The 14,334-nt window shown below is 29.8% G+C and carries 13 protein-coding genes; 12 read left to right on the forward strand and 1 reads right to left on the reverse strand.

Features of this window, described 5'->3' with window-relative positions; all coding sequences use genetic code 11:
* The first annotated feature begins 153 nt into the window (after positions 1-153).
* From ACZ5N4_RS09645 to ACZ5N4_RS09690, 10 genes are all read left to right on the forward strand, one after another.
* Positions 154-732, forward strand: a complete 579-nt coding sequence (locus ACZ5N4_RS09645) for an HD domain-containing protein (RefSeq protein ID WP_464209389.1) — start codon at positions 154-156, stop codon at positions 730-732.
* Positions 733-819: 87 nt separating this feature from the next.
* Positions 820-981, forward strand: coding sequence for a DUF7677 family protein (locus tag ACZ5N4_RS09650; RefSeq protein ID WP_464209390.1), 162 nt, complete (start codon positions 820-822; stop codon positions 979-981).
* A 45-nt stretch (positions 982-1,026) separates the two neighbouring features.
* Positions 1,027-1,551 (forward strand): hypothetical protein, encoded by a 525-nt coding sequence (locus ACZ5N4_RS09655; protein ID WP_464209392.1) that lies wholly within the window; start codon positions 1,027-1,029, stop codon positions 1,549-1,551.
* Between the two features lie 10 nt (positions 1,552-1,561).
* Positions 1,562-2,224, forward strand: coding sequence for an SMI1/KNR4 family protein (locus ACZ5N4_RS09660; protein WP_464209394.1), 663 nt, complete (start codon positions 1,562-1,564; stop codon positions 2,222-2,224).
* Between the two features lie 169 nt (positions 2,225-2,393).
* Positions 2,394-5,801 (forward strand): DUF4132 domain-containing protein, encoded by a 3,408-nt coding sequence (locus tag ACZ5N4_RS09665; RefSeq protein ID WP_464209396.1) that lies wholly within the window; start codon positions 2,394-2,396, stop codon positions 5,799-5,801.
* Between the two features lie 58 nt (positions 5,802-5,859).
* Positions 5,860-6,573, forward strand: a complete 714-nt coding sequence (locus ACZ5N4_RS09670) for an endonuclease V (protein ID WP_464209398.1) — start codon at positions 5,860-5,862, stop codon at positions 6,571-6,573.
* A gap of 56 nt (positions 6,574-6,629) precedes the next feature.
* A complete protein-coding gene (locus tag ACZ5N4_RS09675) occupies positions 6,630-7,364 on the forward strand; it encodes an AAA family ATPase (protein WP_464209400.1) in 735 nt (244 codons plus the stop codon).
* Positions 7,365-7,464: 100 nt separating this feature from the next.
* Positions 7,465-8,535 carry a suppressor of fused domain protein gene (locus ACZ5N4_RS09680; protein ID WP_464209401.1) on the forward strand — a complete coding sequence of 357 codons (1,071 nt, stop codon included), beginning with the start codon at positions 7,465-7,467 and terminating at the stop codon, positions 8,533-8,535.
* 52 nt (positions 8,536-8,587) lie between these two features.
* A complete protein-coding gene (locus ACZ5N4_RS09685; protein WP_464209403.1) occupies positions 8,588-9,463 on the forward strand; it encodes a helix-turn-helix domain-containing protein in 876 nt (291 codons plus the stop codon).
* Between the two features lie 48 nt (positions 9,464-9,511).
* The gene (locus tag ACZ5N4_RS09690) at positions 9,512-10,420 is read left to right on the forward strand and encodes a hypothetical protein (RefSeq protein ID WP_464209405.1); all 909 of its coding nucleotides are present in this window, start codon (positions 9,512-9,514) and stop codon (positions 10,418-10,420) included.
* 516 nt (positions 10,421-10,936) lie between these two features.
* On the opposite strand, the gene ACZ5N4_RS09695 is transcribed toward ACZ5N4_RS09690, so the two are convergent.
* Complete coding sequence (locus ACZ5N4_RS09695; protein ID WP_464210884.1) at positions 10,937-11,179, reverse strand: HAMP domain-containing protein; 243 nt, start codon at positions 11,177-11,179, stop codon at positions 10,937-10,939.
* 410 nt (positions 11,180-11,589) lie between these two features.
* Between ACZ5N4_RS09695 and ACZ5N4_RS09700 the strand changes: the two genes are divergently transcribed.
* A complete protein-coding gene (locus ACZ5N4_RS09700) occupies positions 11,590-12,357 on the forward strand; it encodes an ABC transporter ATP-binding protein (protein ID WP_464209407.1) in 768 nt (255 codons plus the stop codon).
* Positions 12,344-14,314: an ABC transporter permease gene (locus ACZ5N4_RS09705; protein ID WP_464209409.1), complete on the forward strand. Its 1,971-nt coding sequence runs from the start codon at positions 12,344-12,346 to the stop codon at positions 14,312-14,314. The genes ACZ5N4_RS09700 and ACZ5N4_RS09705 overlap by 14 nt, the downstream gene beginning before the upstream one ends.
* Positions 14,315-14,334: the final 20 nt, after the last annotated feature.

A 14,334-nucleotide genomic window follows, 5' to 3' on the forward strand; every position in this document is an offset into this window, starting at 1 on the left:
TACAACTTTAATCTAGGGGGAAGTTAAAGTATGAATTTAAAAGCAAGTAATTTAATGCTGGATTTAGAAAAATTAGATGATAGATATAAGTGTTATACAACTTCTTATATTAAAATTATAGGACAAACTATATATTAAGCGAGGTAGAAATATATGAATACAAGACAACTTATCAATATAATGTCTGTTGCAGAAAAATTAAAAAATAATACTCGTCATTCATGGACATCATCTCATCGTCACGAAAGTGTTGCAGAACATAGTTGGCGTTTGTCTTTGATGGCGTACTTGATAAAAGATGAGTTTCCAAACGTTGATATAAACAAAGTTATTCTAATGTGCATATTTCATGACTTAGGTGAAGCTATTACAGGGGATATTCCCGCTTTTAATAAATCGAAATGTGATGAAATTGTTGAGAGCGATGCAGTTTCTCAACTACTTTGTAGTTTACCGCAGCCATATAAGGCAGAATTATCTGATCTATTCGTAGAAATGAACGAACAACAAACGATAGAAGCTAAAATTTATAAGGCACTTGATAAGATGGAGACACTAATTCAACATAATGAAGCGGAGATATCAACATGGATTCCGCTTGAATATGAGCTGAATCTGTCATATGGAACAAAGGAAGTTGATTTTTCAGATTATATGAAAGAATTAAAGCAAACGATATATAAGGATTCCATACAAAAAATAAAGACTGCAAAAGAATCCAAAAATTTTTAAAGGAACAAAAACTAATTTAATAAGTAATTATTATGGCACATTTTTCTTAAGTTGTGTATACATAACACATGAAGGAAGGTTATATAAATGAAAAAATTGAGTAATTCATTTAGTGGAGCTCTAAGGACATTTTCATTTTGGATTGCAAATGGAACAGTCGGTTTTCCATTATTAGAGGATATTGACTATTCATGTATATTTGACGAACCAAGTGCATTAGAGCAAGCATATGCTATATTTGCGAAGTAATAAGTGCGTTTTGAGAGCTAAATATATGAGGAGGTAGTAACAGTTATGTTAAGAAAAGAATTACAACCACCCCCAATTAATAATGAGTTAGTAGAAGAATTAATGCAACTTATTGATGAAATTTCAGAATTGGTTGATGAATATTATGAAGAGTACTATGTTACTGATGAAAAGACGATTTTAAATGATAGAATAAATGAACTTAATTCAAAAGTTGAAAGAAAATATGAACCCATGGACTTTCATGATTATATGGCAGCCGTATCACTTGAGGATTTGGCCAAAGAGGTATCCCTACCTAATCCTCCAATAGTCAGTAATATAACTGTTGAAGAGGCAGCTAAAATAATAGATATGATTGCTGAACTTAAATCACCAGAAGGAATGGAAGAAGTTGAAGAAGTATACCCATATATAAATTATTACATAGAACTATTGGAGAAAAGTATACCACACAATAATATTTCAGATTTAATATATTGGTATGATGTTGAGGAATATGGACATGAACCAACAGCAAGAGAAATCGCAGAAAAGGCATTTAAGGATAAAAACGAAATCATATTGTAGACAAGTATAATTGAAAGTATTCAGTAGTAAAAATAATACGGGTAAAGCAAAATACGGAACCTTAATAAATATTTACAACGGTAATCCTTTGTATAAAGAAGAGGTGAATTATAAAAACATGCAAAAGCAATTGGAAATTTTAGATAAACATCTGAAGCTCTTAAGACCGGATTTTTATTCAAAGCTTAATGTGCCATTGAAAGAAAATGAAATACAGGCTTTAGAAGAACAATTTAGTATTACATTGCCTGCTGACTTAAAAGCTTTATACCAATGGAAAAATGGACAAAATGATCAGTGTTATGATTCTCTTGTAAATAATTCAATGTTGATGCCCTTAGAAGAGGCATTGGATGCTGCTAAAGAGATGACTGAAATGATTGGTTTTGATTTTGAAATTGATAATTGGTGGAATGAAAATTGGATACCTTTATTCCATAATGGCGGTGGAGATCATATATGTTATGACATGGGCGGTACTTTTACTGGTCAGAAGGGACAATTAATTGAATTCTGGCATGCAGATAATGATAGAAATGTCATTGCACCAGATTTGAAATCTTTCATTGAAGCTATAAATCAGTTTTATGAAACAAAACCAGTAATGGAGTTTGATGAATACTTTGAAGTAGATAATATAAAAGATTTTCCAAAAAGATTTTATCTTGAATAGGAAGTACTATATTTAATTGTAGGAAGTTTTTAAAATATAATTTAAGCCCAGCTTTTGTTGATGATGGACAGAAAGAATTATAAACAAATTTGTATTATATGGGAAAAAGCGTGAATATGAAATGAAACTTTAAGCGGAGAATTAGCGGGATAAATAAGGAGGAAGCTATATGGACGAACTATTAAATTTATTACAAGTTAAGCTTTGCAATTGTACTTTAAAAGATGAAGAGGTAAGGGAAATTAAGGACTATATTGAAAGTGGCAGTTCCTTAGATTTCAGCAAAACTCATAAGTATAATATAGAAAATTCTCTTAGAAGCCATTACAATATCAGAGAAAAGTTTTGGCAATTATTAGATGAATTTATGGATAAAGAAGATATTTTTAAAAGGATTTTAAATGTATTTTTTGCTATAGGACAAGAGAGCTTTTTTAAAATCTTATACAACAGATTCTATTCTATAAGTAAAATTTTAGATTATTTAAAATGCATGGATAACAAAGAAAGATTTTTAGTATGGACTATAAAAGATAATTCAAGTTACTCTTTTTATTCAGATTATGTAAGAGAAATAATTGCAGTTTCTGAAGAATTAATAAAGGAAGATACGTTAATACTTTCAAAAGCTTTTTTGCTATCAGAGGATAATTTTATAAAAGTAGTGTTGGCTATTATGGCGGTTAAAAATTCTTGTGATTTACCTGAAGATGGAGAAAAATTTATAAAATCTTATCTTAGCGATATTAAAAATGTAAATAAGGAATTAAAAAATAAACAGATAGCTTTAGTTAAATTTTTATATTATGCTCACAGTAAAAGTGAAGAGTTTGCAAATATTATTACAGATATAGTTAATAACAGTGGTAACAGGAGAAACATATTTGATGAATGGGTAAGGTTTATTAATACATATGATGCTGAGGCTAATATTTATGATATTGTAGAAGCTTTTAACATTGATAAGAGATTATATGTGATTAGATTAATAAATCTATATATTAGAGATGAAAATAAGAAGGTACTTAAAGAGATAAATGAAAAGATAAAAGAAATACCACTAGTTTTCAGAGAAAGTTTAGAATTTATAAATAAGAGCAATATTGAAGATGTTGAAAGACTTATACTTGCTTCTTTTATTTATAATTATTCAAAAGAAGATGAGGACTTAAAAAAGTTTAAGCAATATATTGGACAAATTTTAAGAGGATACATATATTTTTGTAAAGATTCTGATACAGTATCTCCATTAGAAAGAGCTAAGATTTTACAATATGTGTTAGAAGGAAAAAATGAAGATTTTATAAATGAATATACTGCTAAAGCTGGAAATGTAGAAGGTGATGGACGTTTATGGAATTATCATGCTCTTTGTCTTAAATTAACTTATTCTATAAATGAAACTAGAGAAATTATGTATAGATTTTTAGAGTTTGTTTTTAAAGCTGAAAGATATTCATTATCAGCTTCTATTATAGATAAAATAATAGAAAATCAGTCTATGAGTTATATAAGTTTTGCTAAAGAGCTTACAAATAAAGATATAAGTGAAAAACATTTGATTTTAACAGCAGATAGGGCTTTAAATGAATATAATTTTAGAAGTCAATCAAAGGTTATAGAATACTTAAGTAAGTTGTGTTTAGATGAAAATACTGAGCTTATAAATAATATAGACATATTAAATATAAATGTAAAAGAAATAGTACTTGAAAAACTATTTAATGTAAGTAATGAAAAGTATGCTCCTATTCTTATTAAATATCTATCTGATAATTCTAAAATTATAAGAGATAAGATGGTAACCCTTCTCAGCTCTTATGAAGGCTGTAAAAAAGAAGTATTAAATGAGTTAAAGAGTAAAAAGTTAGCAGTGAGAGAAGCAGTTGCTAGGATTCTCACAAACTTTGACATGAGAGATTCAGTTAAAGAGCTTCAAAAGTTTGCAGACTCAGAAAAGAATGAAAAGGTTAAAGTATTATTATTAAATATTATAAATGCGGATTATTTAGATAATGAAATACTTGAAACAGCTGAAAGTATAAGTAGGTATTGTACTGAAAGGTTGAAGAAGACCGCCTATACTGCGCCAGAATGGATTCCTGTAAGTGTACTTCAAGATATAAGATATGAGGATGGAAAAGTAGTATCAAAAGATGTAATAACTTATTTAATAAGCAAATACTCTTTAGAAAATATTGTGGAAAGAAATCTAACAGCAGAAAAGGTAATTAAAAAATGTAATAAGCATGATTTAGATCAGCTTGGAAATGAGATTTTAAACCTTTGGATTAACAATGGTGCAGATACAAAGCAAAAATGGATTTTAGGATTAGTTTCAGCAGTAGGCGGCTTCAATGTTATTAATGAATTGAAAGCTCAAATAGATATATGGTCTAAAAATTCAAGGGGAGCTATTGCCTGTGATGCTATAAAAGCTTTGGCGCTAAATGGAAGTGATCATTGTTTAATAGTAATAGATACAATAGCAAGGAAATTTAAGCACAAACAGATTAAAAAAGCGGCGGAAGAGGCTTTTGTCTTTGCAGCTCAAATGCTTAATTTAACAGAGGAAGAACTGGAGGACAAAATAGTACCGGGTTTAGACTTTAATAAAAGAGGAGAAAGGGTATTTGATTTTGGCAGCAGAAGCTTTACAATAACTTTAAATTTGGATTTTTCTTTAAAAATTGTAGACAGTAGTGGCAAGACAATTAAAACCTTACCAAAACCAAACAAATCTGATGATGAGTTAAAAGCTAAAGAAGCATCAGATGAATTTAAAGATCTTAAAAAGCAAATTAAAACTGTAGTTTCTACTCAAACTTTAAGACTGGAAATGGCGCTTTCAGCAAATAGAATTTGGAAGAAAAAAGATTGGGAAAATTTATTTGTAGAAAATCCTATTATGCATAATTTTTCTCTTGGATTAGTGTGGGGAGTGTACGTTGAAGGAGAATTAAAGGATACTTTTAGATATATGGAAGATGGTACTTTTAATACAAAGGATGAAGAGGAGTATGAACTTCTAGAAGATTCTCTTATAGGACTTGTACATCCTTTGGAGATGGATGAAGAGACATTAAACACTTGGATTCAGCAATTTGAGGATTATGAAATAGTACAACCTTTCCTTCAGCTTCACAGAAAGGTTTATAAGGTAAATGAAAAAGAGAAGGAAATGAAGTCTGTAGAACGTTTTGGAGGTACAAAAATTAATGGACTTTCATTAGTGGGTAAACTTACTAAAATGGGTTGGTATAGAGGCTCTGTGCAAGATGGTGGGGGATACTATCAGTTCTATAAAGAAGATGAAAAAATAGGCATTGGTGCAGAACTTTCTTTTGAGTGGCTTTCTGTTGGTTACGAAAATGAAGAAACCACTATTTATGAGTTGACTTTCTATAGGGCTAATACAGTTGAAAGAGGAAGTTATGTTTATGATGAAATAAGTGAGGAAAATATTATTGTTCCATCAAAAGTACCAGAAAGATTTTTTAGTGAAATACTTTATGATGTAGATAGAACTTTAGAAGCTAAAACTGGTTTCATTGCTAATTGGAAGCTAAACAGATAGAAGGATTTGAAAAGATAGTTTAGCTGAGCATAAATTTATTGAGAAGGAGCTAATTTTAGTGAAGGTAAATTATATTCATGATTTTAATCAAAAGACAGAAGAAGAATTTTTAAATATACAAAATAGTTTAAAAGAGAAAATTAATATTACAAATAAAATAGATTTAGAAAACATAAGAGTGTGTGCAGGCATAGATATCGCTTATTGGGAAAAAAACAATGAAACCTTTGGAGCTTGCAGCATAGTAATTATTGATTTTCAAACTAAAGAGGTGCTAGAAAAAGTTTATAGTGTTGGAAAAATATCTGTTCCTTATGTTGCAGGATTCTTAGCTTTTAGGGAATTACCTTTAATATTAGAAGCTGTAGAAAAAATTACGGTTGAGACAGATGTTTTTATATTTGATGGTAACGGATATCTTCATCACAACAATATGGGTATAGCTACACATGCAGGCTTATTTTTAAATAAGCCTACTATGGGAGTAGCGAAAACATATTTAAAAATAAATAAAGTAGATTTTATTATTCCAGAAAATGAAGTAGGAGCATACACTGATATAATTGTAAATCACGAGGTCTATGGAAGAGCTGTAAGAACTAGTAAAAATGTAAAGCCTATATTTGTTTCTTGTGGTAATAACATAGACATAAATAGCTGCTATGAAATAGCAATGAATTTATTATCTAAAGATAGCAGGATACCTGTTCCAACAAGGCTTGCTGATTTAGAAACACATGTTTTGAGAAACAAATTTTCTAATGAGAGATAGGAAGGTATAGGGCATGCTTTTGATGACATTTAATAAATTAAAGGAGCGGCTTGTAAGTGGAAAGATTTAAATTAAATCAATATTTAAGAACGGTAAAGCTTTGTAGAGAAAATATAAGTTCATTTTCTAAATACCCATTTTCGTTGGAAGCAGTACGAAATTTATCCACTTTAGATTTTCATCCTAAAGTAACATTTATTGTAGGTGAAAATGGTACAGGAAAATCAACCATACTTGAAGCAATTGCTATAGCATATGGGTTCAATCCTGAAGGTGGAACAAAAAACTTTAACTTTTCAACTATGGATACTCATTCAGAGCTATGTAACTATTTAAAATTGATAAAAGGTGTTAAAATGCCGGAGGATGGCTTTTTTCTAAGAGCAGAAAGTTTCTATAATGTTGCAACTAAAATCGACGAATTAGGAGTTGTAGGATCCTATGGAGGTATTTCGCTGCATGACCAGTCACATGGAGAATCCTTCATATCATTATTTATTAATAAATTTAAAGGAAATAGCTTGTATATTTTAGATGAGCCAGAAGCTGCTTTATCACCATCAAGACAAATGACCATGCTTGCAAGAATGCATGAACTAGTGGAGCAGGGATCTCAGTTTATAATTGCTACACATTCGCCTATTATAATGTCTTATCCAGATGCTGTAGTATATGAATTAAAAGATGGATTTAAAGAAGTAGCATATGAAGATACTGAACATTTTCAAGTTATGAAGCAATTTGTAAATAATACCGAAAAAATGTTAGAGATACTTATGAATTCATATTGAAATGTTGTGTTCAAAGGATGAATGGGTACCTAAGATTATTATGTAAATAAGAAATAACAATAGGTAAGTTATTTTTATATAAATTTAAGGGGGAATTGTTATGTGTAAAGAAGATAAAGATGAGGTACAAGCTATAGGATGGCAAGCAATTGATGATGCGTTAAAAAATATATATGAAAATCAAGAGCCTAAACATTATGGTACAATGATACCTTACTTCTTAGGTGGGAATGATCCTTTAGAAGGAATAAGTGTTTATGAAAGGAAGGAGCCTATTCCACATTGGCATTTTGTTACATATGGATTTTCAGAGCTTTATGAAAAAGAATGGGAAGATTTAGATTACAGCGGGTATGGATTTGAACTTACTTTTAGAGTGAAAAAACAAGATTCAGATACTGAACCACCAAACTGGGCGTTAAACTTTCTTCAGAATATTGCAAGATACGTATTTTCAACAGGAAACTATTTTAAAGCAGGACACTATCTAAATGCTAACGGACCAATTGCTGCTGAAACAGACTCACTAATAGGAGCCATAGCTTTTGTTGAAGATCCAGAATTATCAGCTATGGATACACAAAATGGAAGAGTTGAGTTTTTACAAGTAGTAGGAATAACTGTAGATGAGGAAGATGCAATAAAGTGTTGGAACTGCACTGAAGTTTTAAAGGTATTTGCTAAATACATGCCTCTATACATAACGGATTTAAATAGAACTTCTTTATTAAATAATGAAGTTATAAAAATATTAATAGAAAAAGGTGCTGAGAGAGACGGATCAAACACAGGAACCCTGTTTAATGATAAGCTTTCTTGGAAAGAGAACAAGGGATTATTTACCGGGAAAAGTTACGAAATCACTATAGGTGCACACCAAGCTGAAACTATAGGAAAAGTTTTAAAAGGCCGTATCCTAAAGGACAGACCCTTAACTCTTATTGGTAAGGAAAGCAATATAATTATTAATTATTCCAAAGAACCAGCGGTGAAGGTTGATGAAAATGATTTAGAACTTATGATAAGCAAAGAAACAGCACTTGAAATAGCTTCGGAATTAATTCCAAAGGAAAAAAGTTTTACTTTAAATACAATGAAAAAGATAAAGTTTAAAATAGAAAAAACAGAAATAAGAGACCAAGAAGGAAAAGTAGTACAGGTTATTGGTTAAAATTAATGTATTTGTGAAAGAATATAACTCCATTTAATAGGTGGTGAAATAGGTGCAAGAACTATCAAAGTTATTTAAGCCAATAACTGCAAACATATTAAATAAATCAAATACCTATATGGAAATTATACCCAGCGATGATTTAAGACCTTATATTAGATGCTTTTGGGGTAGCCCTGTACCTTATAGAAATAAAGAATCAACTGTAAGTAATTTGAACAAAAATTTAGTGATTCCAGATTGTTGCATGGACATTATCTTTGACATAGATTACTGCAGTAATAAATTAGACAACCTGTTTTGCAGTATAAACGATTCTCCTTTTTATACAGCAGAAGTGAAAAAATCATCTATAGTTTCCACTTTCGGTATTCGCTTTAATTTTTGGGCTGTCCATTTGTTTTCAGATAAGGATTTACCTAAAGCTTGCAATGAATTTTCAGAGGTAGATAAATATTTTAAGAGTTTGAAAAAGGAAATAGAGGAGATAGTTATTAAATGCCCTAGTATTAAAGAAAGAGTATATCATGTAGAAAAGTTATTACTTAGAAAGCTTTATAACAGGCATTTTAGCAATAGCAACTTATTAAATGGAGTATATCATATTTTACAAGCCAAAGGCGTAACGACAATCTCTAATATTAGTCAGTATACCTGTGTAAGTTCACGCCAATTAGAACGTATCTTTAGAGAATACATAGGGATAACTCCTAAAAAATGCTGCAGCTTAGTTAGGTATCAAAATATATGGAAGGATTTAGTCTATAAGAGAAATTTAAGTTTTAGTGATATTACTTATAATTATGGCTATTCAGACCAAGCTCATATGATTAATGATTTTAAAAAATATCATGGCAGCACTCCATCAAAATCTATTGAAGAGTTAGATAAAGAAATGTCGCATTTTTACAATACCAAAATAGATTAAGACAGTAAACTAAACTCATAGTACAAAATAAAACTTGTGAGGTGCGCTATGGAAAAGTTACAAAAAACTCAAATGGAAAGTATACAGAAACATATATTTAATAATGCTAGAGCTATTGAAAAAGCAAAATGGAATTACTTTTTTAATAATGGAAGTAAGGAAGCTATAGTATCAGAGTTAGTTAAATATCAAAATAGTGATGGTGGTTTTGGAAATGGACTAGAAGCAGATATTTTGTTACCAGCATCATCAAGCATAGCATCCACAGAAGCGATTCTTATTGCATATGCTTGTGACCTTAACTGTGAAGAGCCTTGGTTTAAAAACTTGCTAAGTTATTTTGAAAAGACTATTCAAAAAACACCATCCTTCTGGGAGAAGGTGCCAAAGGAAGTGGATAACTTTCCACATGCGCCTTGGTGGGCTTATGCAGAGGATACTAGGTTTAGTCCTAATCCTTGTGCTGTTATTGCTTCAGCTTTTATTAAATATGGAACTGATAAACAAAAGTCTTTGGGTTATGAAATAGCAGTTAAATGCATAGAGTTTTTAAATAGTAGTAAAGCTTGTGATGAACACGATTGTTACTGCATTCAGGAATTGTTTATGGTACTTAAAAACTTAAATTCTACTTTAATTGATGATATAGCTATAAAATCTATGGAAAGAATAATATTAGCTTGTCTTTGTACTGAAGAAAGTAAATGGATTGAGTATGTGCCACAGCCTCTGAATTTAGTAGATTCACCTGAATCACAGTGGTATAAGCTAGTTGAGCCTTTTGTGGAAAAAAACTTGTCCTTTTGGTTTAATACTTTGAAGGAAGATGGCTTTTGGAGTCCTAACTTTTCCTGGGGAATAGATAGTGAAACAGCTAGGAAAGTTACAAAAATTTGGATTTGTTACATAGCTGTAGAGAGAGTGAAGATTTTTAAAACTTTCGGACTTATAAAATAAAATGTAAAAATTACCAGTATATAATAAACATAAAGAGGTTACTATAATAGCATAGGGTATGTGACAGTTGAGCGAAGATTCATATATGCTTCGAAAGAGGTATATATGAATCGACCAAAGATTATATGTAGGTTATTTTATAATAGCTTATATATAGTCAGAGGGAAGATTCTATATTGTAAGGAAAAGCTTTTATATAGTCTAATGATTATATAAAGGTTCCAACTTATGATATAGGGTCGAGCTAAGATTATATGAAGTGTTGAAATGATTATATATAGCCGAGAGGTTATATATAGTTGTGTAGATATTTTATATAGTCGAAGAAACCATTATTATAGGTAATGAACTGCTTTATTATGATGGGAACATCATAGTATGGTAATAGATGTTATCTATAGTGGTGCAACTTAGATTATTACGTGCTCTATTATGAAAGAACTGTAAGTGGATTTTTAATCATTAATCTGCTTATGGTTCTTTTTATTTAGGCTCTGTTAAAGAATGATGTTGAAATCATAGCATTTCATTTAAAAATTTAACTATATTAATATTTTGCAAATTTAACTGGAAGTCAGGTTTTTCTAAGTCCGCTCTTATGTCCTCAAAGGCTTCCATAACCTTTCCTAATTCATTATTGTAAGAGCTATCCACTTTAAAATTTAAATCATTATTTTTTATCTTTTCACTCCAAGAAATAATTTTTTCTAAAGGTTCATTAATATTTTTGGAAAGCAGAAGTGAAAAAATAATATGAATATTGAAACCTTATGCTTTATATTTAAACATTAAAAAATCAACTTTTTATCAAGTTTTCACTTTAATTTTTACTTTAAGAGAGGTGAAGTTTAAAACAAAAACCTTCTTATGTGATATAAAGTTTCTAAAAAACAACATATCACATAATTCTTATTATTCGATGTAAAGAACATATGCATATTTTGGCACATAGGTAAGATAGAACGAAATAGTTTACATTGTATATATTAAAGGAACATATTAGTATGTAGGATAAATGGACGATAGAACAAACACAAGAAATTATATAAGTTTAAATCATGGGTAAAATTAAGATGAAATTAAGATCATTTTAAATTCAGCTTAATACCATACATATACAATCTAACTGAAGTTAAATTTAATAATCTTACAAACAGGAGGCTATTATCATGAATATAATGGAAGTTAGAAATGTAAAAAAAGTATATGGTTCAAAACATGGTGGAAGTGAATCAAAGGCCCTAAATGGAGTAAGTTTTTCTGTTCAAGATGGAGAATTCTTAGGCATTATGGGACCTTCAGGATCAGGTAAATCAACATTACTAAATGTGATATCAACTATTGATAGTCCAACCTCAGGTACAATTTCACTAAGAGGAAAAAGCTTTTTAAATCTTAGTGAAGATGAACTATCAGTATTCAGAAGGAAACAGCTTGGATTTATTTTTCAAGATTATAACCTTCTTGATACTCTAACCTTAAAAGAAAACATTATTCTACCACTTTCTTTATCAAAGATAGATGCTGCATCTATGGAAGTAAAATTAAAAAAAATCAGTTCTATTTTAAGTATTGAGGATATTCTAGAAAAATATCCTTATGAAGTTTCAGGAGGTCAGAAGCAAAGGGCAGCAGCTGCAAGAGCCATAATAACGGAGCCAGAAATAGTTTTTGCAGATGAGCCTACAGGAGCACTAGATTCGAAATCTTCAACAGAACTTTTAGACAATCTTTCTTTATTAAATAGGAATAATAAAGCAACAATTGTTATGGTAACGCATGATGCCTTTGCAGCAAGCTATTGCGATAGAATAATATTTATAAAAGATGGAGTGCTTCATACTGAGATTGAAAAAACAAAGGGTAGAAAAGATTTTTACAACGAAATACTCAGCACCCTTTCTGTAATAGGAGGTACTGAAAGTGACGCTGTTTAGTCTTGGAATAAATAATGTTAAACATAATTTTAAAAGTTATGTTTCGTATTTTATTAGTACTGCATTTTCTGTTTTTATACTTTTTGTATTTTTTTCTATTTACTTCAATAGGCAAATGGAAAGTTATAGTAGTGGAAGGTTAAAGGTATATATTGTATTTAAAGCTGCCTCAATTATAGTAATAATTTTTTCAGCCCTTTTTATTTGGTATGCTAACGGTTTTTTTATAAAAAGCAGAAAAAAAGAAATAGCTATATATTCAATTGTTGGCATGAAGAAAAGAGAAATAGGAATTCTCTTATTTTGTGAAAATATGTTTCTTGGAATATTAGCAATAATTGCAGGGATACCATTAGGTGTTATGGCTTCAAAATTTCTTTTTCAGCTTCTTGTTAATGTAATGAAAGCTCACGTTACTGCATACTTTACTTTGGATATAAGGGCAGTACTTGCTACAACTATAATATTTATGGTTTTATTCGTATTTAATTCAATTAAGGCATATAGAGTAGTATATAAATATAGACTTATTGAACTTTTACACGCAGACAAGGAAGCTGAGAAGGTATCTGAAGGTTCAAAAGTAATGGCACTAGCATCTATTGCTATGATTTTTGTTGGTTATTTTATTGCTCTTACTAAAATTCTTCAAGGTGGAAGTAAAATGATGCGCTTTGCTCTTCTTGTATTGATATTAGTAATTGCAGGGACATATATTTTATTTAATAATTTTATTATAATAATGCTTGCTAAACTTAAAAAAAATAAAAAATTGTATTATAAAGGAGAAAATCTTATAAGTATTTCTCAGATACTATATAGAATAAAAGCAAATTCGAATACTCTTGCTACTATAGCAATAGTATCAGCTGTTGCAATTACTGCAATAGGTTTTACATTTAGTTTTTATATAGGTTTGCAAAAAATGCCTTCGTATCTCTCACCTTTTTCATTAATGTATAGAGGAGGAGATACGGATTTAAATAATAAAGTAGAACAAATAATAAATAAGCACAGTGAGGTAAAGGTTACTCATAAGTCAGAGATTATGCTTATTAATGTGAAGGCACTTACATCAAAGTATAAGGGACCTTATGGTATAGATTTAAAGACACCCTTTGATGCATATATAATGTCTAAAAGTGAATATAGCGAAATTATGAATAATTCGGAAATGAGTAAGACTAATTCCGTAGATGGTTTCCAGGTAGTTAGAGATTTAAACCTCACAAAGGATAATCAGTGTTTTTTTATTGAGGTTACTAATGAAAGTCAACGTGGAAGGCTCAAAGGAGAAAAGGTCAGCGTTCAATCCTCTGTTAACAAATTTAATTTGGATATTATAGATTCTGATGGAAAGGGTGTCATGGGAAAAAATTTTGCAAAAACAACGATTGTTGTTACAGATGATACTTTCAACAAATTACTTAATAGCAATAAAGATAATATTACTAAAATAAGGGGGTATATGTTAGATAATTCCCTAAACTCTGAGAAACTTGTTTTTGAATTAAATCAAATGATTACTCAGGATAGATACTTTGATTCGTTTTATAATGCTTATAGTAATACTTATAGAATATATGGATGTTATGTATTTATTGGTGCATTTCTTGGAATTTTATTTATACTTTCCACTGGGAGTATACTTTATTATAAGCAGTTGACAGAAGCATATGAAGATAAGGAAAGATACAGCATATTAAAAAAAATAGGTGTTAGTAAGAAGGAAACAAGAAATGCTGTCGTTAAACAACTTGCGCTAGTGTTTGGATTGCCTATTTTAGTAGCTTTGTTTCATAGCGCTGCAGCTTTATATATGTTTATTGCCTATACGAGTGGAGCTAAAATCTTGATAGAATGTGTTGTAGGGGTGATATTAGCTTATATTGCAATTTATTCATGTTATTATATGATTTCGGTCAAATCATACATGAAAATTATAAAAAGTACTTAAAGCAGAAAGTAACTAAACAC

Source organism: Clostridium nitrophenolicum (assembly GCF_055391695.1).

Excerpts from the sequence above, each read along its gene's own strand:
- ACZ5N4_RS09680 (WP_464209401.1), top strand. The coding sequence starts at position 7,465 with ATGTGTAAAGAAGATAAAGATGAGGTACAAGCTATAGGATGGCAAGCA.
- ACZ5N4_RS09665 (WP_464209396.1), top strand. The coding sequence starts at position 2,394 with ATGGACGAACTATTAAATTTATTACAAGTTAAGCTTTGCAATTGTACT.
- ACZ5N4_RS09690 (WP_464209405.1), top strand. The coding sequence starts at position 9,512 with ATGGAAAAGTTACAAAAAACTCAAATGGAAAGTATACAGAAACATATA.
- ACZ5N4_RS09700 (WP_464209407.1), top strand. The coding sequence starts at position 11,590 with ATGAATATAATGGAAGTTAGAAATGTAAAAAAAGTATATGGTTCAAAA.
- ACZ5N4_RS09650 (WP_464209390.1), top strand. The coding sequence starts at position 820 with ATGAAAAAATTGAGTAATTCATTTAGTGGAGCTCTAAGGACATTTTCA.
- ACZ5N4_RS09645 (WP_464209389.1), top strand. The coding sequence starts at position 154 with ATGAATACAAGACAACTTATCAATATAATGTCTGTTGCAGAAAAATTA.
- ACZ5N4_RS09655 (WP_464209392.1), top strand. The coding sequence starts at position 1,027 with ATGTTAAGAAAAGAATTACAACCACCCCCAATTAATAATGAGTTAGTA.